General features: G+C 36.3%; 17 protein-coding genes. 7 read left to right on the top strand and 10 right to left on the bottom strand.

Going from position 1 to position 23,381, the window contains the following annotated elements:
• Positions 1 to 46: 46 nt before the first annotated feature.
• Together AsFPU1_RS00560 and AsFPU1_RS00555 are read right to left on the bottom strand one after the other, a co-directional pair.
• Positions 47 to 1,273: a molybdopterin molybdotransferase MoeA gene (locus tag AsFPU1_RS00560; protein WP_124978141.1), complete on the bottom strand. Its 1,227-nt coding sequence runs from the start codon at positions 1,271 to 1,273 to the stop codon at positions 47 to 49.
• 61 nt (positions 1,274 to 1,334) lie between these two features.
• Positions 1,335 to 2,075: a DUF1995 family protein gene (locus tag AsFPU1_RS00555; protein WP_124978139.1), complete on the bottom strand. Its 741-nt coding sequence runs from the start codon at positions 2,073 to 2,075 to the stop codon at positions 1,335 to 1,337.
• Between the two features lie 209 nt (positions 2,076 to 2,284).
• Between AsFPU1_RS00555 and AsFPU1_RS00550 the strand changes: the two genes are divergently transcribed.
• Complete coding sequence (locus tag AsFPU1_RS00550) at positions 2,285 to 4,099, top strand: alpha/beta hydrolase (RefSeq protein WP_124978137.1); 1,815 nt, start codon at positions 2,285 to 2,287, stop codon at positions 4,097 to 4,099.
• A gap of 2 nt (positions 4,100 to 4,101) precedes the next feature.
• Here AsFPU1_RS00550 and AsFPU1_RS00545 read toward each other — a convergent pair whose 3' ends face one another.
• Positions 4,102 to 4,407 (bottom strand): (2Fe-2S) ferredoxin domain-containing protein, encoded by a 306-nt coding sequence (locus tag AsFPU1_RS00545; RefSeq protein ID WP_124978135.1) that lies wholly within the window; start codon positions 4,405 to 4,407, stop codon positions 4,102 to 4,104.
• A gap of 787 nt (positions 4,408 to 5,194) precedes the next feature.
• Here AsFPU1_RS00545 and rpoD point away from each other — a divergent pair.
• Entirely contained in the window at positions 5,195 to 6,487 is a 1,293-nt protein-coding gene (rpoD, locus tag AsFPU1_RS00540; RefSeq protein WP_227873654.1) for an RNA polymerase sigma factor RpoD, read from the top strand.
• Between the two features lie 462 nt (positions 6,488 to 6,949).
• Positions 6,950 to 7,528, top strand: coding sequence for a hypothetical protein (locus AsFPU1_RS00535; RefSeq protein WP_124978131.1), 579 nt, complete (start codon positions 6,950 to 6,952; stop codon positions 7,526 to 7,528).
• A 2-nt stretch (positions 7,529 to 7,530) separates the two neighbouring features.
• Here AsFPU1_RS00535 and hemC read toward each other — a convergent pair whose 3' ends face one another.
• The 5 genes from hemC to AsFPU1_RS00510 form a co-directional block, all read right to left on the bottom strand.
• A complete protein-coding gene (gene hemC / locus AsFPU1_RS00530) occupies positions 7,531 to 8,487 on the bottom strand; it encodes a hydroxymethylbilane synthase (protein WP_124978129.1) in 957 nt (318 codons plus the stop codon).
• A 116-nt stretch (positions 8,488 to 8,603) separates the two neighbouring features.
• The gene (locus AsFPU1_RS00525) at positions 8,604 to 9,410 is read right to left on the bottom strand and encodes a hypothetical protein (RefSeq protein ID WP_124978127.1); all 807 of its coding nucleotides are present in this window, start codon (positions 9,408 to 9,410) and stop codon (positions 8,604 to 8,606) included.
• Between the two features lie 327 nt (positions 9,411 to 9,737).
• Positions 9,738 to 11,279 (bottom strand): CPBP family intramembrane glutamic endopeptidase, encoded by a 1,542-nt coding sequence (locus AsFPU1_RS00520; RefSeq protein ID WP_124978125.1) that lies wholly within the window; start codon positions 11,277 to 11,279, stop codon positions 9,738 to 9,740.
• Entirely contained in the window at positions 11,276 to 12,862 is a 1,587-nt protein-coding gene (locus AsFPU1_RS00515; protein WP_125061019.1) for an ArnT family glycosyltransferase, read from the bottom strand. The genes AsFPU1_RS00520 and AsFPU1_RS00515 overlap by 4 nt, the downstream gene beginning before the upstream one ends.
• 5 nt (positions 12,863 to 12,867) lie before the next feature.
• Positions 12,868 to 14,442: a hypothetical protein gene (locus AsFPU1_RS00510; RefSeq protein WP_125061018.1), complete on the bottom strand. Its 1,575-nt coding sequence runs from the start codon at positions 14,440 to 14,442 to the stop codon at positions 12,868 to 12,870.
• Positions 14,443 to 14,550: 108 nt separating this feature from the next.
• Here AsFPU1_RS00510 and AsFPU1_RS00505 point away from each other — a divergent pair, with 108 nt between their 5' ends.
• From AsFPU1_RS00505 to AsFPU1_RS00490, 4 genes are all read left to right on the top strand, one after another.
• Positions 14,551 to 15,897, top strand: a complete 1,347-nt coding sequence (locus tag AsFPU1_RS00505; RefSeq protein WP_124974339.1) for a histidine phosphatase family protein — start codon at positions 14,551 to 14,553, stop codon at positions 15,895 to 15,897.
• A 286-nt stretch (positions 15,898 to 16,183) separates the two neighbouring features.
• A complete protein-coding gene (locus tag AsFPU1_RS00500; protein WP_124974337.1) occupies positions 16,184 to 18,118 on the top strand; it encodes a transglycosylase domain-containing protein in 1,935 nt (644 codons plus the stop codon).
• Positions 18,119 to 18,125: 7 nt separating this feature from the next.
• A complete protein-coding gene (locus tag AsFPU1_RS00495; protein WP_227873494.1) occupies positions 18,126 to 19,067 on the top strand; it encodes a bestrophin family protein in 942 nt (313 codons plus the stop codon).
• A gap of 29 nt (positions 19,068 to 19,096) precedes the next feature.
• Positions 19,097 to 19,621, top strand: a complete 525-nt coding sequence (locus tag AsFPU1_RS00490) for a sll1618 family protein (RefSeq protein WP_124974333.1) — start codon at positions 19,097 to 19,099, stop codon at positions 19,619 to 19,621.
• Between the two features lie 93 nt (positions 19,622 to 19,714).
• Here the strand turns inward: AsFPU1_RS00490 and AsFPU1_RS23380 are convergent, their stop codons facing one another.
• Together AsFPU1_RS23380 and AsFPU1_RS00480 are read right to left on the bottom strand one after the other, a co-directional pair.
• On the bottom strand, positions 19,715 to 20,428 hold the full coding sequence (locus AsFPU1_RS23380) for a rubrerythrin family protein (RefSeq protein WP_124974331.1): 714 nt from the start codon (positions 20,426 to 20,428) through the stop codon (positions 19,715 to 19,717).
• 584 nt (positions 20,429 to 21,012) lie between these two features.
• A complete protein-coding gene (locus tag AsFPU1_RS00480) occupies positions 21,013 to 22,944 on the bottom strand; it encodes a S9 family peptidase (protein WP_124974329.1) in 1,932 nt (643 codons plus the stop codon).
• Positions 22,945 to 23,381 lie beyond the last annotated feature (437 nt).

Genomic DNA, 23,381 nt, shown 5'->3' with positions numbered 1-23,381 from the left:
ATTCTCACAAAAAAATTGAATAAACCCGCCCTGGCTTTTGTTCTGATTAACAATCAATTAACATCGTCAAAACTGACTCACCAGCATTAATCATAGTTGTTCCCACAGGTAAAATAGCTAAAGCATTCGTCATAGCAAGATTAATTAAATTAGCTGAATTTTGACTTCCTCCTGCTAATTCAAATTCGTATTCACCATCAACTAACTTTAACTGTCCCCAAATATAAGTTTCTCTTTGTCCTTTTGACTCTAATAATTGACAAGATTTTGCTTTAATAAAATTAGGTTTCCAAGATTTTTTTAACCCAGATAATTTCTTTAAAGCAGGTTGAACAAACCGCCAACAACTAACTAAAGCTGAGACAGGATTTCCCGGAATTCCAAAATAAATACATCCATTACTAAACTTTGCAACAGTTAAAGGTTTTCCTGGTTGAATCGCAATACTTCTAATAAGAATTTCTCCCCCTAATTCACTTAAAATTTGTTCTATATAATCATATTCTCCTACAGAAACTCCACCAGTTGATAAGACAAAATCAGCAGAATTAATAGCTAAACTAATTTTTTCTTCGAGCCTTTCTATGTTATCAGAAACAATGCCTAATTGAATAGAAATTGCTCCTTGACGTTGAACAAATGCTCCTAAAGCATATTGATTAGAATCAACAATTTGTCCAGGTTGTAAAGATTCAGAAGGCAAAATTAATTCATTTCCTGTTGAAAAAATAGCCACACGAGGACGACAATAAACCTTAACTTGAGGACATTGGGCAGTTGCTAAAACAGCAATTTCAGAAGCATTAATTCTAATACCAGGAGTTAACAAAGCATGACCTGCTTGATAAAAATCTCCTTGATGTCTAACAAAAGCCTTGGGAAATTTTGGGGGCAATAAAATCAAGACTTTATCATCAATTTTTTGCGTATTTTCTTGTATAATAATAGTATCTGCCCCTGAAGGTAACATCGCTCCAGTAAAAATACGACAAGCTTGCCCAGATTGAACAATTTTTTTTGGTTTTACTCCAGCCGGAATTTCTTCTATTATCTTTAAAGTAATAGGATTTTCTGGGCTACAGTTGACCACATCATCAAACTTAACTCCATAACCATCCATAGCTGAATTATCCCAATAAGGAAAATCCAAATTACTGGTGACTAATTCAGCTAAAATACGCCCGACAGATTCATTTAAAGTAACCGTTTCTGTCGTTTTTAAGGGCTGTACTGAATCAAGAATAATTGATTGAGCTTGTTGAACAGAAAACATAAATAATAAATAGTGTAATAGACAACTAACAGTGATATTGATTACAGTATAAGTCAGTTAATTATTGACTCAATGCTCGTAAAAAACGCTGCATACTTGTGAACAAACCTGATTTTTTTGCCGTTGCATTATTACTTTTTTCTTCATCCCCTTTAAGAGTATTAGCTATTAATAATTCAAGAGGTTCTCCGGCGGGTTTTTCTGATGCTTCAGCAATAAATTGATAGCCGTTTTCTGTCTCTAAATAAACCTGCCATTGAGAAGGATAAGAACGCAAAACGACGACTCCTTCTAGGGGTCGAAAATAGTAAACTGATTGTAGAGTATTAAGGAACCGTTCCCGCAGTTGACGGGCTGCATAACCAATGCCTACAATTGAAACATCCTCTAGTTGTGGAATGAGCAAAACCACAGGGCGATCGCCGGCTAAATTACAAAGTTTTTCCACAATACCCACTTCTACGGATGAGGGACAAACTACTAAAAATGCTTGATCATCATCGGAAATTTTCATCTCAATGGAAGTAAAACGACTGCCTAAGTCACTTACCTTAAAAGCAGTCTCTCCCCAGTCTCGTCGGGCCAAAGCAGCGGCCCCCGTATCAGGGAAAAGCACTTTTAAGCCTGATTCGTCTCCTTCAAACAGACTAACAAATTCTAAGGCTAAAGATTGAGCTTGTAGTGCAATTTCAGGGATAACTAATTCAATTTGCAGGGGACTAACTCCCGCTTTTAGAGCGAGTTTAGCGGCTTGTTTAGCTTGATTAACGGCTTCTTCTAAGGTATTAGGAACTTCTAGCATTATGGTTAACTCTTAATGTTGGATAAGGACATAACTGTTATTGTGCCATGATTGACCCACATTAAAAAGATTCCTCTGTTAAATTAGATCAATACCCTGTTAACTTATCTCGTCTGATGGGGAATACTATTAACAAATGACCCCATTCAATCTCTTTAATCTATCAGTGTGGGGCAATAATAGCTATCTATTCTTTTGAATTTGCAGCCATGAAACCTTTCCTAAAGTCCTCACCCTTAATCATCAAATTAATTAGTAGTTTATCGACTATTTTATTATCTGTTGGCTTTTTAAGTTCTCCTGTATCCGCCGCCGAACGCTTAATTTTACGTTTAGGTCCACTACAACAGACGGTTACAGTTGATGAATTAGAAAAATTTGCTAATACAGGAGAATTATCGACAAATCTTAAACCCTATAGTTTTTTATTCACACCTGAAGTTAAGCAAATTTTATCACAACATTTTAATATTGATCCCCTCATTGCTGAACAATTTTTAGCCGATCTTTTTAAGAATGGAGATGGTGATAAATTACTCAAACAAATTAATAGTGCTTTACCTGAAAGTAACTCCCAACAACTCAAACAAGCTTTAAAATTACTCCTACAACAAACAAGTCAATTAAGTCTTATCAATTTTGTTCGAGTTTATCCTCAAGAAAGTCTAACGGTTGATCTTTCCCAAGCAGCAAACTTAGCAGTTCAACTCAATGGTTCTTTTTTACAAAGTCAATTATTAGTTCCTCATTTAGCCGATGCTTTAAAATCAACTTCACCTCCTGTTATTTCTCCTAACTTTGATCCGACTGTTCCTGGTCAAGAGACAATTGTTACAGATACTTTAATTTTTAATGATACCAGTCGCCAAAGAAAAATTACAGTTGATGTTTATTATGCTAAAAAAACTCAAGGGCCTTTAGTGGTAATGTCTCATGGGTTTGCAGCAGATAGAAAATTCTTGCGTTATTTGGGCCGTCATTTAGCTTCTTATGGTTTAACAGTTGTCTCTGTGGAACATCCAGGAAGTGATATTCATGCTTTAGTAAAAACGGCTGCGGGTTTAAAATTAAGTCAAATTTTACCCCCGGATGAATTTATTAATCGTCCCCAAGATATTAGTTTTATTTTAACTCAATTAGGTTTATTAAATCAAGAAGATTCCCCATTAAATGGAAAATTTAATACCGAAAAAGTTAGTATAATTGGTCATTCTTTTGGCGGATATACTGCCTTAGCTTTAGCCGGTGCAACCTTAGATCTTAAAAATTTACGTCGTTTTTGTGACGAAAATCTACCATTAGGACGTTCTCCTGCCGACTGGTTACAATGCGCTGCGGCTGAGTTACCTTATAGTGAAAGAAAGTTTAAAGATCAGCGTATTAAACAAGTGATTGCTATCAATCCTATTATTGGTCAATTATTTGGTAATAATCTTTCTCAAGTTAAAATACCCACTTTGATTTTATCATCTTCTGATGATGGAATTACTCCGATTATTTCCCATCAATTACAACCTTTTAAACAACTATCTGGAGATAAATATCTCATTGTTGCTTTAGGTGCAACTCATATGAGTGTCACAGATATTAGTAATAGTGATAGTGCGATGGGACAAAATACTTTAGTTCGAGAAATAATGGGAGTACAAGCGGAACCTGTCCGACACTTAATGAAAGGTGTTAGTTTAGGGTTTATTCAACAGTTAACTTCCAACGCTTCTCAATATCAACCCTTTCTCAATTCTACTTATGTAGAGTCTTTATCAGAGAATAAAATTAAGTTTCGTTTAACGACTCAATTACCTGTTAGTTTAGACGTTTGGTTGAATGTTCTGTCTCTGGGAACTCCTCAAATAACTGCCCGTCCCCAACCATTAGAAGGCTTTTCCTTGTCAAGAATTAAACAGTATTTTATTGAGGCTAAATATCTATTAATTAAACCCCAATATTCAACTCATAAATTAGATGCTTTATTTACAGGTTTATTAGATAGTTATTTTCATCCCTTTGATGATTGGAGTTAACACTAAGTATCATCAAAATCAAATTGATGTATACGCGGATTAAATTTATCTTTAATGGGCTTTCCTTGCTTTAAATGTTCTTCAACAATGGCGGGAATATCTGTCACTTTTACTCGACAATACCAGGTTTCCTCCGGTAAAATTCGTACCGTTGGGCCACTACTACACTGTCCCTGGCATCCCGTAGACATTACTATTGTATTAGGAGGTAAATTCCCTACCTGAAACGCAAATAACACTTTTTCGGAACCTGCCGCCTGACAAGAAGAATGTTGACAAATCATAATACATTTTGGTGGTTTATGCATAAAAATTAGATGATCTTCGGTCTTAGTGTCTAAATTCGGGTCATCAAACTTTGATATTGACTAAAGGTTATTAACCTTGAATTGATCGATATATGAAAAACTTTGCTAACGTATAAGTAAAACCACTAATTCTTGTCTCTCACCAAGAACCAGCGTACTCCACTTTTGGGGTAATAATGAGCGATGTGTGAGGATGGATACAGCTAAATTACTGAGTACCATTAAATACAATCCCTAACAATTGAACCACCATTAAGGGCGGTTTCCCTTATTTTAGGGAATGTTAGCTAGTCTAACCCAGTTTGTGCTGGGTACGGACTGCATTGTGCCTTAACTTTAGTTGTTTTTCGCTACTAATACTTTTGTCTGGGTAATGAGACTTTTCTCAATAGGTTGAACAGAGTAAAAGCAGTTAGACAACTTAATTAGGAGTATTTTCGATGTGTTTTAAGCAGACGAGTCCTATGGAAATTATTGCCGAGGTACCAGATCCCATTCCCAAAGATTTCGAGAATCCTATGCAATTAAATCAAAAAGTGTACCCGATTTTTTGTAATCGAGGCTACAATCGGAGAGGTCTTCAATTTTCTTGACCCGTAACTTTTCTTAGGGAGCTTTCCCTAGGGGATGATCCGTAATTCATGGTTGGGATTATAAGAACTTAGGTCAAAATTAATGCGACTAACTCTATTTCCCTCTAGAAACCAGGAATTCATCCCAAAAATTATCGAGTTAGACTCATTAGAATTAACTCAATCAACAATCAAACCTAACTTCTAGTTTTGCACTGAAGGAGCAAGAGGAAAACGGCATGACGCAGGCTAATGACCTATTAACCCTGGATGAGCCTCAGATGGACATAATATTGTTTGATCTCGAAGAGGAAGATATAGACTTAGGCATCGAGGAGAACCTCGATGAGGTAATAACAGAACCAGGCGAGAAAAAAACTCGCAAACTCGCTGCTTCTCGTCGTCGTGATCAAACTAAGAAGAAACCTTACACCGAGGATTCAATTCGGGTTTATCTGCAAGAAATTGGACGTATTCGACTCTTGCGGGCCGAAGAAGAAATCGAATTAGCTCGCAAAATTGCTGATTTACTGAAACTTGAACGGATACGAGAGGAAGATCTCGCTGAAACTTTGGGCAGATTTCCCACGGATACGGAATGGGCTAAACGGATTTTTCAATGGGAAAATGCCGAAGAAATCCTTCGTCTCCAGTTATCTAGAGATCCTAAAGGTTCTGAATTAAGAAATTATCTCGGTAAAACCGAGATAATTAATGAGTCAGAAAAAGATTGGAACTTACAATCTAAGGAGTATCTCACCCGATTTAAACGTCGTTTGTATTTAGGGCGCAGAGCTAAAGACAAAATGGTACATTCTAACCTCCGTTTGGTGGTTTCTATTGCCAAAAAATACATGAATCGTGGTTTATCTTTCCAAGATCTCATTCAAGAAGGGTCTTTAGGGTTAATTCGCGCTGCCGAAAAGTTTGATCACGAAAAAGGCTATAAGTTCTCAACTTACGCCACTTGGTGGATTCGTCAAGCTATTACTAGAGCGATCGCGGATCAATCCCGTACTATTCGTCTTCCTGTTCATCTGTATGAAACGATCTCTCGCATCAAGAAAACAACGAAGATTTTGTCTCAAGAAATGCGCCGCAAACCCACAGAAGAAGAGATTGCAGACCGCATGGAGATGACTATCGAAAAATTACGCTTCATTGCTAAATCAGCCCAGTTACCCATATCCTTAGAAACCCCCATCGGTAAAGAAGAAGATTCTCGGTTGGGGGATTTTATTGAAGCTGATGGAGAAACTCCAGAAGATGAGGTATCGAAAAATCTCTTACGGGAAGATTTAGAAAATGTTCTTGATACTCTTAGTCCACGAGAACGGGATGTCTTACGGTTACGTTATGGCTTAGATGATGGACGAATGAAAACTTTAGAGGAAATCGGGCAAATTTTTAATGTTACCCGTGAAAGAATTCGTCAAATTGAAGCAAAAGCTTTACGCAAATTGCGCCATCCTAATCGTAATAGTATTCTCAAAGAATATATTCGGTAATTGAATAACCTCCCACCAAATCAATGATTATGGTGGGGGTTCTAGCTCTTCTGTATCTATGATTAAAATGTATAATCAGCTACAATATTTTACTAGGTGGGTTAGAGCGCGGATTAAAACTTATGGGTTTTTCCTCAAAATAATCCCCGCAAGTAACAAATCCTACCAAATATAAGATTTTTTTATACGTATAAATACGGGAGAACCAGGTGAGATTTTAAGTAACCTGTGGTATCATTCAATTGGACTAACAAGAGTTGGCGGCCGCAGATGAGACTTGCATCTCTTCAGTTGAAATTATTAATAATAAAGGAATTTCTCCTGTTTCTGAGATATTATTGTTTGATTTGGCCCCATCTCTTTAAGATTAAAAACAAAAATTAAGTTTTTACGGAAACTGCGAATTATTCTCTGTAGCTGAGAGTATTGAGCCATCACTCTTAATCATAAGGACATTTATTTATGACTAACCAACCCCCTTCTTTCCTAGAATTTGGCGACTCCCTTGACCCCCTCACCGAAAACTTATTAGACGTTCTACTCGAAACGGAAGATAGTTACAATTGGGACCCCACCAACCCTGATGCAGAAGCTTATTTTCAGCAACTCGAAGCAGAATTTCCCCTGGTTAATACTTTAGATGACCTAGAAATTGAGGAACAAGCAGATATGTTTTTCTCTCGTTTAAATGACTGTTGGTCATCCGTAGACAACTCAGATATGAAAACTTCCTTAAAAGAGAGATTTGGTCAATTCGTGCCTGATAGTTGGTTAGAAACCATTGTCAATAAAGCTCAGGCATTACTTAGGCAAAATTTATCTCAACTTAATCAATTGGTTGAATGTGTCAAACCTCTCTGGAGTGCTTGGACAGAGGAAGATTTAGAAGTATTTGCCCGTCCTCTAGCTTATGCTATGCGAGGACGAACAATCATTAAACAAGGGGACTGGCAAGAATTGTCCGAAATTGAGCAAATTCGCTTCAGTATGGTGATCGCTCAAGAGGTAATAAATGAATTAACTTCTGAGCAACTTCAGTAATGTTATTCTCGCCCAATTTGAGCAAAAATCTCGGCTAAAATAGCTCCTGCACCCGAATTCCTCAGTTGCATAGCAAGTTCTCGGCCAAGTTGTTCTGCTTCCTCACACGGCCCACTAATTGTATTTTTCAACATTTGTTGACCATCGAGACTGGCTACCATACCCGTCAAATTTAACATATTTCCCTCAATGTGGGTGTTGACCCCAATGGGAACTTGACAACCCCCTTCTAATTCTCGCAAGAACGCCCGTTCTGCATAACAGCGATCGCGGGTTGGTTTGTGTTCTAAGGCTTTGAGTAAATTTAAGATTTCTTGATCCCCTGTACGACATTCAATCCCTAAAGCCCCTTGTCCGACGGCATGAAGGGAGATATCAGAGGAAATGACTTGATGAACACGGTCGGCCATATCTAAGCGTTCTAACCCCGCCACAGCGAGGATAATGGCATCATATTCCCCTGCATCAAGTTTAGCTAATCGGGTATTGACATTGCCCCGTACATCTTTAAAGCTTAAATGGGGGAAGTGATGACGCAGTTGAGCTAAGCGACGTAGGGAAGAAGTCCCAATAACAGACCCTTCAGGTAAGGTTTCTAACTGTTTATCTCGATGTTTTTCATTGACGACTAACGCATCGGCCGGATTTACTCGTTTGGTGACACAGCCTAGCATTAAACCGTCTGGGAGTTTGGTGGGTAAATCTTTGAGAGAATGTACCGCTAAGTCTACTTGATTTTCGAGCATAGCGACTTCTAATTCTTTGGTAAATAACCCTTTATCCCCAATCTTAGCTAGAGGAACATCAAGGATTTTGTCCCCTTGGGTACTCATGGTTTCTACGTCAAATTGCCGGTCTTGATAGTGACCTTGGAGTTCTGCTTGCACCCAATAGGTCTGTACCAGGGCTAATTGACTTTTACGGGAACCGATACGAATGGAGCGACTAGAGACGGACATGGATTATGGCCTAAGCAAATAATTAAAACAGACACCTGATCTAGATTACCTCACGGCTAGACTCTCGTTAATAGATGATCTGAGGAAGTGGTAAAATAGTTACATATTGTTACAATTTATCGAATGTTGTCTGGGACTCGGACATTGAGTCTGCCATCAGGAGTCCTAATAATTTGACCTCCTAATGCTTGAATTTCAGCTAAGGCCCGATCTTCAGTTTTTTTGTCTGCTGCGCCCGATAAAACTTGCGCCCAGGCACCAATTTGAGGTATTTTGCTCTTAGGATTGTTCTCTAAAAATTTAACGGTTTCCCGTTTATTGGCAGCAGTACGTTGACTGGCTTCATCTGGGTAAGTCTCGGCCCATTTTGCCGCCATTGTATTAGAATGTTTAGCCCCTTCTATGTCTCCTAAAAATAATAATTGGTCAATTCCTTTATAAATCCAGAGATAATAGGGAGGATAAACAGGAGCTTCCAATTTCGGGGGAATTTTTTCCAGACTTTTTCCCAGAAACTCCACTGTTTTTTGTGGGTATCCAGCAAAAAGTGAAGTAGAAACAGCTAGTTTTAAATGAGAATTTACGAATAAGGGATCTCTCGATACAATTAAATCAAAATAGTCGGGACTGAGGCCATATCCTGTTTGTCTACGAGCGTTTTGATCACCAAAGTATTGAATAAACCGCAAATACAACCAGTCAGCCATTAAGTTATTATACCCTAAAGTGGGAAATCCTTTTAACACATCTAGCTGGATTTTTTCAAGTTGTTCTTGTTGTTGGTATTCTTTTTGGGTCAGGATTTCTTCTGGTGGTTTAATACGAGATTTCTGTAAGAGAATAATTCCAGTGATACTCACTCCAATGACAACAATTGTAGCTAACAATTTAACGAGTTGTTGGGATGATAACTGAAGTTTCATGGCCTATTTGTGGATTAACTAATTAAGTAGGAATCCTATTTGATTTGTCAGAAAATAGAATCTCACAGGCAAGATGCGGCGTGACACTTTTCACAAATGATTTAGGACTTCTATAATTTAATTTTAGCATTAATTACGGTTCTACCGAACTTAGTAGGATGTAAAACGATTACAAATTACAGGCTTAACCCGATCGGGTTAAGCTATAGAAACTAAGCCTGGCTACCCAGGCTTAAAATTAGGCTGTGTAGACAGCCTTTGTGTTTATAGAATAAGGCTTTAGCCTGTATTGATTTATTAATTTTACATGGCAAGTTCGGTAGAACCTTAATTGCCGCCACTTCCTAATAAAAAAAGACTGAATAATGTGCCACTATTCCAGAGGCTATGGAGTAACATGGATGATAGAAGATTTCGTGAGCGTGTATAAACGGTTCCCAATACTATTCCTAACACTGCTAGGGGTAAGACTTCGGATAAGTTTAGATGTGCAAGGGCGAAAATTAGACTGCTGATGACAATAGCACCCCAAACTGGAACATAACGAGTCAGAGAGGGTAATAAAAAGCCTCTAAACATGATTTCTTCATAAACAGGAGCGGCGATCGCTGCGGTAATATAAAAGATAGCTAAAACGATTTTATCTTGAGATTCTAAGGCAAGAGATAAGAGAGGATTACTTCCTCCTTGTCCGTTCCAAATTTGTTGGTTAATTAATGAGATTAATACGACTAAAGGTAAGGCAACTAAATATCCACTAATTCCCCAAACAATCCCTTTATTTAGTTCAAATTTAAACCAATCTTTTGGTAAAGGGAAAAAAGGTTTTATTGAGATATAAAGAACAACAAGACCTCCTAAACTTAAAGATAAGTAACTGGCTAAAACATAGATAGCTTTACCTCGTAAACTGAGGTAACTTATATCAATGTTCAGAAAACCAAATAAAACTGGCAGAACAATTTGCCCAAAAAAGAAAAATCCAACGATTAAAACTTGTAAAATAGTTTCAAAATTCCAGGGAGTTTTCCAAGATAGTTCTTGACCAATAAATAAAATTGATTGTTCTTTTTTGATAACTAATTGAAACATGAGAAATAGAAATAAACCAAATCCAATTATCCCTAAAAATAGAGGAATAATACTTACTAGAATTAACTTTTTTAAAGAATAAATTGCTATTTGTTGTTCTTTTTGTTTTAAGTCAATTAAGTCAGATTGACGATCTTCAATTTGATATAGTTCTTTTAAAATTCGATAGCGAAACCATCCTTTTAAATTATCGTTAATGATTAATTCTGACTCAGGATATATCCGATAAGTGGGACTCCATAATCCAATTACAACATCTGTGATATTTTTTAGAGAAGTTGACTGTAAATTATTCCAAGTCGTTAATGATTGAGATGTATTTCCTTCTTGTGCTTCTAAAATTCCTAGTTTTAAATCTAATTCATTAATTGCCTCTCTTTGTTTATTAATTTTTTCATTTAATTGTTTTGGATTTGGAGAAGAAATCAAAGTATTTGAAACAGAATAATTAGGATTAATTACTTGTAATTGATTTTCGAGATTATCTAAATTATTTTGAGATAATTGACGCGCTTCTTGATACTGTTTTAGGGCATTTTTAGAAACATTTTTCCCTATTAAAGCCGTCATAATTTCTCCTAACTCAATATTTACGTTGGGATTATTTTCTTGAAAGATTTGCTCAGAAAATTCTGAAGCTTGCAATACTAAATTAGTTTGATATAGTTGTAAATTGGCTTGTATTTGAGGTTGATTAATACTAGCGATGAGTGATAAGAGAACAGGAATTAAGGCAATAAGGGTTAATACTAATAAAACTAATTGTTTTCGCGTCATTGTTTATTCCTTGATGATTTTGATTCTGGGAAAGTTTTAAGTAAGATAAATCCTTCTGCTTCTCCTAATATTTTACCATGAGATAACCTTAAATTGTCTTGAGCATTTTTATCTAATAATAAATAGGATGTCTGAGAGGCTAATTTTTGCAAATTATCTTTATTATCAGCCAGAACTTGGCGATCACTGTAAAAATCTAAGCTAGTACGGCTATAAGGAAAAGAGGTATAAATAATAGTTCCTGGGGGTGTATTTTCTCTAATTAAAGTAGCAACGGGTTTCACTGAAAATGATTCATTTAATTCCCAAATCCACTCTGAAGACATCATTAATGACCCAAGATTAATATATAACCCAATGCCTAAAATAGCAACAAAATTGGGGGATTTATTTTTCAGTTTCCAGGCAGCAGAAAATAATGTAATTGTCAATGAAAAAGTAATAATTAGTAAACTTATTTTGTTTTCTTCTATTCCTAAATATATTCCTGCCATTAACACTATTCCACTGCCCATAAATAACAAAAAGGCTAAAAATTGAGGATAGGATTTTTTCTTCTCGTAAAGTTTAGCTAAATAAACAGCAATGACTAAAGAAAATAAAGGATAAATGGGCATAATATACCAAGGTAATTTAGTTGCCATTATCGAAATTATACCCATAAATAGACCTAAGCCTATTATACTTAATTTTGCCCAATTTTCTTGTCGTTTTTCCCAAGCCCATTTTAACGCTGTTGGCAAAAAAATAAACCAAGGGAAACTATATTTAATCAATTCAATAAAATAATAAAAAATTGATCCTTTATTTCCTTCTACTGAAGTTGACAAACGATCAAAGTTTTGTTGTTTAAAATGAACTTCAATAAAGAGTTCTCCATAGTGATTTATTTGTAATATATACCAAGTAAAGACTGGTAAAAATCCTAATATTAATCCTATCCATAAAGCAGAATTTTTGCTTATATATTTAGGATTATCAAAGAAACAGTAAATTACAATAATACCACCTAAAGCAATGGCTAAAATACCTTTACTTAAGGCGATTAATCCTAAAGATATTCCAATTCCTATAGCCCAATTAGGTTGTTTACGGGATTTTAATAAACAGAAAATTGCCACAATAAAAAAGGTATTTATTATCCCATCTATCATGGCTAATCTTCCATGACGAACCACAGGTAATAAAGTTAAATAAACTAAACTACTGAAAATAGCTGGAAGGCGATCATAAAAAAGATTTCTACTTACTAAATATAACAGAGGAACTCCACAAGCTGTTAAAAAAGCACAGGGAAACCTAGTGGTAAATTCATTAATACCTCCGATTTTATAACTAAGATTAATTAACCAAATAATTAAAGGAGGTTTCAGTAAAAAAGGTTGATTATAATAGGTGAGATATAACCAGTTACCGCTATGAAACATATCTTTTGCAACTGTTCCATAATAACCCTCATCCCAATCACGTAGAGGTAAATTACCAAGGTTTATTAACCATAAAAATAAGGCAGCAAGTAAGAATATTAAGAACCAGATTAGATCAGTTTTTTTAGATTTTAAATCAGCAGAAAATATAGACATTATGCTTAAAGATTAGATTTTTTATATAATTGATAAAGATAGTATTTTTCGTTATAAATAAAGGCTTTCTTAAACTTAGCGACAAAAGCAATATTAAGATCATCTCTTTTGTCTTGTAACTCTCTGTTTAAGATCAGTAAAACCTTGGGATTTTCTGGGGTTATTAATTGACTAATTTGGGCTAAAATTTCCCTATCTTCAACGAGTTTTCTCTGGTCACTAAAAAGAACATAACTACCTAGTTTTTGATTTTCAGGATAATAAATTTTTTGATTCAGATAACCACTAATAGGAGAGACGGTAAAATCTTCACTACCAACAATAATATTAGTAAAAAGATTATTCTCTTTGATAAAATTAGCGGTAGCACGACTAGCAGAATATGGAGTCAATAAATCTCGACCAAAAGCGACCCCCCCTGCAATTAATTGTAGCCACAAAATTATCATAATGAAGATAGTTTTATAATGATTAACAAAGCGAAACCAATTTAACCATATGTGTTTGAGTTTATGGGGAAGTTGATTAAGATATTTGATGAATAAGTTTGATGATTTATAGTAATTACTTAGCCATAGAGAACTTATTAAGATAATATATAAATGTCCATAATGTCTTTGAGAACCTAAAAATTTAATATAGGTGAATAATAAAAATTGCAAACTAGCGATAATATAAAAGAATAAAACAACAGGTTTTCTGATTAACATTGTTATGCAAAACCCAAATAATCCTAGAGATAGGATAGCAAATAAAACAAGATCAAACGGTTTAGAGTCAGAAGGAATTAAAATTAAAATATAACTTCGCCAAATTCTAGTAATAGTTTGATTTAAACGATTCCAATCAAACTCTAATATCCATTGACTTGCACCTCCTTGTAATGTGCTATCTTGAGGAGGTATTAACATTAATATTGACAGCAAAATACCAATACTAAAAATTATGATTGCTAAGATAATATTATTGATATTGGCCTTGGTTTCATAAGCAAGATAAGATTGAAAGATATATTCAAATGCTAAAGTTAAAGCTAAGGCCATAGATAACAGTAAACAATAAGCATTCGTATTAGCCATAATTACTAAAATAATAGCTAAAGGAATATAGGTTTTATGACGAATAAAAAAACAAGTGCAAAACAGAAAAATACAAAAAATACCGATTGAATAATTGCGACTTATTAAAGAATATTCATAAAGAGGTAAATAACCGAAAATAAATAATATTTTTTGTTGTTTAGTAAAAGGAGAAAATAAAATAAAAAGAGAAAAACAGCCAACAGCAATAAACCAATGAAAAATCTGCATTGCTATAGGATTAGAAGTTAATTGATTCAATATCCATAAGCAAAAATACCAAAGAATAGGATGTCCTTCATATTGAATATTCTGGATAAATTGTGAAAGAGAAACACTATCTCTAGCGATTAACCAACCATTAATCTCATCGCGCCACATGGCATGATTAAGAATACCTAAAAGAGTAATAATAGCAAATATGCTGATTAATAAGATATTGAATTTAGTTTGACTTTGTGGTATAATATTTTTATGTAAATATGGTTTAATAAGTGTCATAATAGAGATGAAGTTTAAAGCGGTTTTGAGGATTAACTGGAACATTAGATAGTCGGAAAGTCTCAAGACCCTGTAATCTAGAATTCATATAGAAAGAGGATAGGAATCTTGGCTACTCGCGTTATTATAGTGCGTCATGGACAAAGCAGCTACAATGCTCAAAAGAGAATACAAGGACGTACCGACTACTCGGTATTAACAGAAAAAGGCATTCAAGATGCTCAAACTTTGGGAAATACCCTTAGTTTACTGCCTATTGATGGGATTTATTGTAGTCCTTTACAACGGGCCAAACAGACAGCAGAAATCATTCAAAATTGTTTCTCCGAACCCCCAAATTTATTGCCAACAGAGCAACTTTTAGAGATAGATTTACCCTTGTGGGAAAAATTACCTAAACAGGAAGTTAAAGAGAAATTTCCCACAGAATACGCTTGTTGGAAAGAACGACCTCACGAATTTAAAATGGTTCTTTCTTCAGAGGAAGAAAATAGAGAACATTTTCCGGTTCTTTCCTTATATGAACAGGTTGAAGACTTTTGGAAAAACCTACTTTCTCAACATCAAAATCAGACCATTTTAATTGTGGCTCATAATGGTGTAAATCGCTGTTTAATTATGAATGCTGTTGGTATTCCACCTTCTCATTATCATTCAATTCAGCAATCTAATTGTGGTATTAACATCTTAAATTTTACAGGAGCATGGGGTGATCCTGTTCAGCTTGAATCCCTCAATCAAACATCTCATTTAGGCATTCCCATTCCACCGCCAAGATCTGATAATAACCGATTAAGATTATTATTAGTGCGTCATGGAGAAACTCAATGGAACCGAGAATCAAGATTTCAAGGAATACGAGATATTCCCCTCAATGAAAATGGGAAAGCACAAGGACAAAAAGCTGCCGATTTTCTCAAAGATATTCCCTTAAACTTTGGGGTTAGTAGTCCCTTATTACGTCCTAAAGAAACCGCCGAAATTATTCTACAATATCATCCAGAAATTACCTTAGACTTACAACCTCAACTGCAAGAAATTTGTCATGGACTGTGGGAAGGAAAACTAGAAACTGAAATCGAAAACGACTTTCCTGGATTATTACAACAATGGAAAGATGCTCCAGAAACTGTCCAAATGCCAGAAGGAGAAAACTTACAACAAGTGTGGGATCGAGCGATCGCTTGTTGGCAGGAACTGGTCAAAAAATACAGTGATTTAAACGATTCTGCCATAGGAATAGTAGTCGCTCACGATGCCATTAATAAAGTAATCTTATGCTATTTATTAGGCTTAGAACCGGCCAATTTTTGGAACATTAAACAAGGGAATGGGGGAGTCAGTGTGATTGACTATCCCAACGGAATTGATAGTTCTCCTGTGTTACAAGCCATTAATCTAACCACCCATTTAGGGTCAGGAGTTTTAGACAAAACAGCAGCAGGAGCATTATAAGATCAGAAAAAATTGATCACAGAGGGGACAGGCAAAAAATAAATAACTGTCCCCTTCAATCTTAGTAAAACCCCATATTACCGCCAATAATCACCATAATATCAGAAATTTAAAAGAGTCCAGTTCCCCAATTTACCCCAAGAGAAGGCATAATATAACAGATTAGGGATTGACTCCTAGCGAAATTCTTGTAAGCTACTATATCAACACCAGAAAATAATAACGGATTAGAACCTGTTTATTGATATTCCTATATAATCTTTCGGAGTGAGGAAGTAAAAACATCGTGTCGTCTAGTACCATTCGGCAACAACAAGGAAAGAAACAACCCCCTTCCCCTGACGCTTCCTTTTATCAGGGCGTTATGAAAATCGCTGGGGGAACCGTTCTAGGAATGGCCCTGTTAGGGAGTTCTATTATCGCTGGCGGACTTGTAGGATTAGCCATTAGTTTCCGTAACCTCCCTGATGTTCGGATTTTAACCACCTACGCCCCAACAGAAACAAGTTATATTTACGATATTAAAGGTAGACTCCTCTCAAGACTTCATGACGAAGCTAACCGAGAAGTTGTCCCCCTTGATCGTATTTCTCCTGAACTCAAACGGGCAGTAATGGCCATTGAAGATAGCCACTTTTACCTTCATCATGGCATTAACCCCAATAGTATCGGTCGGGCCATGTGGGTCAACTGGAAAAGTAAAGGAGTAGTAGAAGGGGCCTCTACTTTAACCATGCAGCTAGTAAAAAATATATTTTTATCTAGTGAGAGAACCGTTAGTCGTAAAATTGCTGAAGCGGTTCTGGCTATACGAGTAGAACAAGTGTTTGAAAAAGATCAAATTATGGAAATGTACCTCAATAATATTTATTGGGGTCATAATAATTATGGGGTGCAAACCGCCGCCCAAAGCTATTTTAACAAACCCGCATCAAAACTCAATTTAGCTGAATCAGCCATGATGGCCGGTTTAATCCAGGCCCCAGAAACCTATAGTCCTTTTAACAACTATCAGACAGCTAAAGAACGACAAAAGCTCGTTTTAGGGCGAATGACCGAAATAGGTTGGATTACTCCCCAACAAGCGGACGCAGCCTATAAACAGCCTTTAGGAATGGGTAAACCCACTTCCTGGAGTGGCAGTAAACAACCCTATGTTACTGATACGGTAATGCAGGAGTTAAACAAGCATTTTGGCAAAGAAGCCACCCTTAAAGGGGGAATGCGGGTGCAAACGAGCGTAGACTATTATGTGCAGGAAAAAGCTCAAGATATCGTGCAACAGAGTTATCGTAGGTTACGAGGCCGAGGAGTTTATGCCAAAGAGTTACAACTTGCCCTCGTTTCTGTTGACCCTCGTACCCATTTTATTAAAGCTATAGTTGGTGGAGTAGATTACGAAAAAAGTCAGTTAAACCGAGTTACCCAATCCCATCGTCAACCCGGCTCATCCTTTAAACCCTTTGTTTACTATACAGCCTTTGCTAGTGGTAAATTTACCCCAGATTCTGTCGTTAATGACAGTCCCGTCAGCTTTAGAGATGGTAGCGGCTTATATACTCCCAAAAACTATGGGGGAGGTTATTCTGGGGCCATGTCCATTCGCACAGCTTTAATTAAATCTAGTAACGTTCCTGCGGTAGTTGTGGGGCGCAAAGTGGGCATTGATAGAGTTATTGAAGTAGCCCGTCGTATTGGTATTAAGAGTCCATTACAAGCGGTTACTTCCTTACCTTTGGGTGCAGGAGACGTAACCCCCCTAGAAATGGCGACCGCTTATGCAACTTTTGCCAGCAATGGCTGGTACAATGATCCAACTATTATTGTACAAGTGACAGACAGTCGGGGTAATATGTTATTAGATAATACTCCCAAACCTCAATTAGTGCTTGATCCTTGGGCGACGGCTTCCTTAACTTCTGTGTTACAAGGGGTCATCAATGAAGGAACGGGAAGGGCCGCTCATCTTGGTCGTCCAGCCGCTGGAAAAACCGGAACTACCGATAGTGAGCGTAATGTCTGGTTTGTGGGTTATGTCCCTCAGTTAGCTACGGCGGTTTGGATCGGAGACGATGGCAACCGTGTCTTAGGAAAAGGGGTTACAGGGGGAGGTTATGTGGCTCCCATTTGGCGTGAATTCATGGAGCAAGCCCTGAAAAACGAACCCGTTAAGCAATTCCCTGATGCCTCTAAATTCCCCCGTCCCAAGGCGAAAAAATAAGGGGATCATGAAAAACTCCTCTAATTCTGGACAAAACCGAGAAGGTCGAGTTTGGTTTCGTTTGGCATGGCAATGGCGAGGTTCTGTTATTCCCGCTATTTTGCCAAGGGTTTTGTTTTGTGCGGGGGTCAGTTTGGGTATAACATTTCTCTATAAATCTGGCATTAATTTGGCTTTACGTCTTGAAAGTGTCGTGCCTAGTATTGTTTTAGGGTTACTATTAGTTTTTCGCACAAATACTGCTTATGAAAGATATTGGGAAGGGCGTAAACTGTGGGGAAATTTAGTTAATACGGTACGAAATTTAGCCCGAACCATTTGGGTGACAATCAAAGAAAATAATATTGAAGATCGGCGAGATAAAATTGTTATTTTACGACTTTTAATTGCCTTTTCTATAGCGACTAAGATACATTTAAGATATGAAAAAGTTAATGATGAATTAGCTATATTTATGCCTCAAAAATGGCATGAAAAATTAAAAACAATGAATAATCCTCCTTTAGAAATAGCTTTTTGGATTGGGGACTATTTACAACAACAATATGAAAAAAAATGTATTGATTCTTATCAACTTATAACAATGTTTAAATTATTGGATCATATGGTTGATGTTTTAGGAGGTTGTGAAAGAATTCTTAAAACTCCGATTCCTTTAGCTTATTCCATTCATTTAAAACAGTTACTTTTAATATATTGTTTAACTTTACCCTTTCAATTAGTTGATAAGTTAGGATGGGTAACAGCCCCCATTGTCGCTTTAATTAGTTTTACCGTATTTGGTATTGAAGCCATTGGTATAGAAATTGAAAATCCTTTTGGTTATGATCATAATGACTTACCTTTAGATCAAATTTGTTCTACAATGCAAAGAAATATCGAGGACTTAATTACTTTAGCTCCTTGTGTTAAGCATTGGCAAGATCCAATCAATGATTTAACTCTATAAACTTCATAGATTTTAGATAATTATTGCTTATGAATTGGCAAATTCCTAATAACGTCTCTTTTGAAGATGCTCTTAACTTAAGTGAAACTTTGCTCGAAGCAATGGAATCTCAACAATTAAAGGATGATGAAATTCAAGAAATGATTACTACTTTGGTTAATAGTGAAAATGGTGCCAGAGGCTTTTTTGTGACTTATTTAACTAGCGATCATTCTTTAGCAGATAACCCATCATCAGAGGTTATTAATGGGTTAAAAACTTGCCCAGAAATTGTTAGTGAATTATTAGTTAAAAATTTGGCTATGTCTTCAGCAATGGCTATAACTCATCGTCGTAATAATGATGAAAAGACAGCCCAAGGTTCTGATAGAGTTTGCCAGCGAACCACTCAGATAATTCAACAACTTAATTTAGAATTAGTTACAGAAAAGTTAAAAAAATTAAAGTCAACTATTATTCATGGAAAAGGTATTTATGCTTCTTTTTTAGAGAAATGGGGATATGATGAAGAACAAAAAAAAGTCATTCAAAATAATTTAGAAAATTTGATTTAACGCTAAATCAAAACCTATAGATAGACAGACTAAAGCCTGATACTATACAAACTAAGCCTCCCTTCGGAGGCTAAATTAAATGGTATTACTTAATTAAGCGGCGATCGCTTCTTCATAAGGAACAAAAAGTTTCTTAGACGCACCACAAATAGGACAAAACCAATCATCAGGAATATCTTCAAACGCTGTCCCTGCAACAATTCCCGAATCTGGATCACCAACTATTGGATCATAAATCATAGAACATTGACGACAAATCCATTTACGAGTTACAGGATCATCACTAACAGTTTTTGCTTGAGGAGAAACTCCATCTAAAGTAGATAAAGCTTCGGTATATTGATCCGCATGATGATGTTCAATACTTGTTAAAAAGCCAAAATTACTAGCAGCTTTACGGAAAATGGCAGCGTGTTCTTTTGACTCGTTTTCTTGTTCTTTAAATTCGGCTGCTGCTTGTTCATCGAGATCAATTTTTGCTTGATCAGCAAATTCAGGATACATGGTTGTATATTCGTAGGTTTCCCCTTCAATAGCTAATTCTAAACAACGCGAAGCAATAGCCTTTTTATCTTCTTCTGTTAAACTAGACAAGTCATCAACCACTAATTCAGGATGTAATAAACGGAAATGAGCAAAAGCGTGTTCTGTCTCTTGATTAGCCGTTTCTTTAAATAGTTTAGATAATTCTTTCATCCCCAACTGTTTCGTAACTTCAGCAAAAAAAAGATATTTGCGGTTAGCCATTGACTCCCCACCAAAAGCCGCCTCAAGATTTTTAAGAGTATTAGAATTTGACATATCCATAAGTGTTTTTTTCTCACTAGAATTGAGCCACCTTAAGTATTTTAGCTTATTCTCATTTTTTGTAAAAGCGCGATCTCAAACCTAAGTTTAGTTTTTAAAAACTGAATATAGGTTTTATATTTCTCAGCCTAGCTTTGAAAATCGAAAAATTCAGGAATTGATTAGTGGAACTGTGTAATTACTAATAAGTAGGTAGACAAAATTAATTACACAAAATTTGTAGGAGGGGGTTTTTGTAGTAGGGGCGGGTTTTTTACATAATTAAAACAGAGGCAATTTTGACTACCCAGCGCACTCCCACACGGGGCTGTCCTCAGGTACTTGAAGGGCAGATACAAACCTATCACATTCTTTCCCTCAAAGGAACAGCAAGTCTGGTTAATTTTTAGACACAATTAATTACATAAAATAAACTAACAATTAATAAAAGACTAAAGCCTTATCCTATAAAAACGAAGTCCACCTTCGTGGACTGCCATTATAGGTTGCGTAGGCAACCTTTATTTGTATAGCTTAACTATGAACGAGTTAAAGTCTCTTATTTGTAATAATTTAGCATAACTTGTCCGGTAGAACCAAAAATATTAAAGATTCATAATATTAATTGGTTGCAAATTTTCAGCCGGTTCAAAGCCAAAAATACGAGAATAAAAATAAAATTCCCCATCTAAAGCATGTTTAATATTTTCAGCGCGACGGAATCCATGTTGTTCCCCTTCAAACGCTACATAAGCAACAGGTAAACCTTTTTCTTTAATTGCTTCTACCATCATTTCCGCTTGATTACAAGGAACTACCTTATCTTCTAATCCTTGAAAGAAAATAACTGGACAAGCTAATTGTTCCGTAAAATTAATCGGCGATCGCGCTTGATAAATTTCTTTTTCTTCAGGATATTTACCAATTAATCTTTCTAAATAACGGGACTCAAACTTATGAGTATCTTTGGCCAAAGCTTCTAAATCACCGACTCCATAATAACTCGCCCCGGCCTTAAATGTATCTCGAAAAGTTAAGGCCGCTAAAGTCGTGTATCCTCCTGCACTTCCTCCCGAAATAGCCAAGCGATCGCCATCAACTATCTCTTGTTCTACCAAATATTTAGCCACATTAACACAATCATCCACATCCACTATGCCCCATTGTCCCTCTAACCGTTGACGATAGTCCCGGCCAAAACCAGTACTTCCTCCATAGTTCACATCTAAATAAGCAAACCCTCGACTCGTCCAATATTGCACCCGTAAACTAAGATTAGAAGAAGCTGCCGCCGTTGGCCCCCCATGACTTTTAACTAATAATGGGGGTAATTCTCCTTCAGGGGCTATATAATCTTTATTTTGAGGGGCATAATACCAAGCATAAGCAGTTAAGCCATTTTCTGTGGGAAAGGGGATTAATTGAGGAATGGATAAATAACCAGGATCAACTTTTAGATCTGTTGATCGCTTCAGAGTCAAAGTTTCCCCTGTTTTCATATTTAAACAAATGGCCGCGGTTGCTTCTGTGGGAGAACCTCCAATTAAGACAATTTGACCGTTATAAGCATCGAGAGAGGCAATATTGCTATAAGGGGTGTCTAAAATACTAAGTTGCCGCTTTTGAACGTCTAAACTAGCTAGAACCCACCGTCCATCTTGAGAAAACGTACAGATAATCTGATTAGCAGAAGTAAACGTATAAGTTGAGAGGCCAAATACCCAATGGGGATAAGCAAACTCTGCATTCAAAGGAAATAACGAAATAATAACCCCTTTTTTGCTATAAAAACAGAGATTCCACCATCCCATACGATCACTTGAAAAATATAATTTACCATCAGGTGACCATTTTGGTTCACTAATAGATTCATCAGTATTGCCTGCTACTGAGATAATTTTTCCCAAAGAACCGTCTTCTTCCATGTGTCCTAACCATAATTTAGTACCATCCCAAGGCATATTAGGATGATCCCAGGAAATCCAAGCTAATTGGGTTCCATCGGGACTTAAACGAGGAGAAGAATAAAAATCATGACCTTTAACGAGAATTTCAATCTGTCCTGTCTTTATATCTACACTAACAATTGTATTTTCTGGTTCTTCCCCATTATTACTATGATCTTCACTTACACAAATAAGACGATTTTGTTTTTTATCTAAAATTAAATCTGCATAGCGACGGTTTCCTTCTGGGGTCAAAGGTTGAGGAGTTTGATCGGGTAATTGTTGATACAGTCTTTGATCGCTAAAATTAACAAAATAGACAATCCCTGCGACCACTAGAAATGAACCTCCCCCGTATTCATGGACACGACTACGCACATTAAACGGTTGAGGGGTAATATCCGACATCGTTCCATCGGGACTGCGTTTAACTAAGACATTTCTTCCCCCTTCTGTGGGTCGTCCTTCTAACCAATAAATATCCTCAGCGTCGAACATAATACCCCCTATACTAATACTTCCTGCCACGATCACATCAGAAGTAATGGGAGATTTCCAGGAACCGAAAGGGGCAATCATTTGGGCTATCATAATCTTAAGGTTAAGAACCGAGAAATGGGTTAATTAATTGACAGTCCTAAATATAGTTATTGTAGCTAGTTACACCCTGTCTCACCCTATGCCTAATCTAAAGTAAAGAATTGGGTGACAGGTCTTATGGTCAGGTTTTTAACAATATTCTGGCGATTCTAACCAATATATCAGATAAATCCGTTTGTACAGGCATTGAGAATCTTCTTTTTTAAGCTAAGACGCATTTAAAATGTATAAGGTTCTAAGCTGTTGTGCATTTAAACCGCTTATTTTGAACTTTGGTACAGACGTTAAAACCCCCTCTCCGGCGCTCCCTTTGCTCCGGCGCTCCCATGCAGTCACAACAGGTCAATTAAATGCGTGACAGCTTACTGGACAAGTTATGCTAAATTATTACAAATGATAGACCTTAACTCGTTCATAGTTAAGCTATA

The organism is Aphanothece sacrum FPU1, assembly GCF_003864295.1.
In the GTDB taxonomy this organism is placed as follows: Bacteria; Cyanobacteriota; Cyanobacteriia; order Cyanobacteriales; family Microcystaceae; genus Aphanothece_B; species Aphanothece_B sacrum.
Note: the sequence above shows the minus strand (reverse complement) of the source record. Positions and strands in the feature narration are given on the sequence as shown.

Coding starts and splice junctions, on each gene's coding strand:
- AsFPU1_RS00560 (WP_124978141.1), bottom strand. CDS start 1,273: ATGTTTTCTGTTCAACAAGCTCAATCAATTATTCTTGATTCAGTACAG.
- AsFPU1_RS00555 (WP_124978139.1), bottom strand. CDS start 2,075: ATGCTAGAAGTTCCTAATACCTTAGAAGAAGCCGTTAATCAAGCTAAA.
- AsFPU1_RS00550 (WP_124978137.1), top strand. CDS start 2,285: ATGAAACCTTTCCTAAAGTCCTCACCCTTAATCATCAAATTAATTAGT.
- AsFPU1_RS00545 (WP_124978135.1), bottom strand. CDS start 4,407: ATGCATAAACCACCAAAATGTATTATGATTTGTCAACATTCTTCTTGT.
- AsFPU1_RS00535 (WP_124978131.1), top strand. CDS start 6,950: ATGACTAACCAACCCCCTTCTTTCCTAGAATTTGGCGACTCCCTTGAC.
- hemC (WP_124978129.1), bottom strand. CDS start 8,487: ATGTCCGTCTCTAGTCGCTCCATTCGTATCGGTTCCCGTAAAAGTCAA.
- AsFPU1_RS00525 (WP_124978127.1), bottom strand. CDS start 9,410: ATGAAACTTCAGTTATCATCCCAACAACTCGTTAAATTGTTAGCTACA.
- AsFPU1_RS00520 (WP_124978125.1), bottom strand. CDS start 11,279: ATGACGCGAAAACAATTAGTTTTATTAGTATTAACCCTTATTGCCTTA.
- AsFPU1_RS00515 (WP_125061019.1), bottom strand. CDS start 12,862: ATGTCTATATTTTCTGCTGATTTAAAATCTAAAAAAACTGATCTAATC.
- AsFPU1_RS00510 (WP_125061018.1), bottom strand. CDS start 14,442: ATGACACTTATTAAACCATATTTACATAAAAATATTATACCACAAAGT.
- AsFPU1_RS00495 (WP_227873494.1), top strand. CDS start 18,126: ATGAAAAACTCCTCTAATTCTGGACAAAACCGAGAAGGTCGAGTTTGG.
- AsFPU1_RS00490 (WP_124974333.1), top strand. CDS start 19,097: ATGAATTGGCAAATTCCTAATAACGTCTCTTTTGAAGATGCTCTTAAC.
- AsFPU1_RS23380 (WP_124974331.1), bottom strand. CDS start 20,428: ATGGATATGTCAAATTCTAATACTCTTAAAAATCTTGAGGCGGCTTTT.
- AsFPU1_RS00480 (WP_124974329.1), bottom strand. CDS start 22,944: ATGATAGCCCAAATGATTGCCCCTTTCGGTTCCTGGAAATCTCCCATT.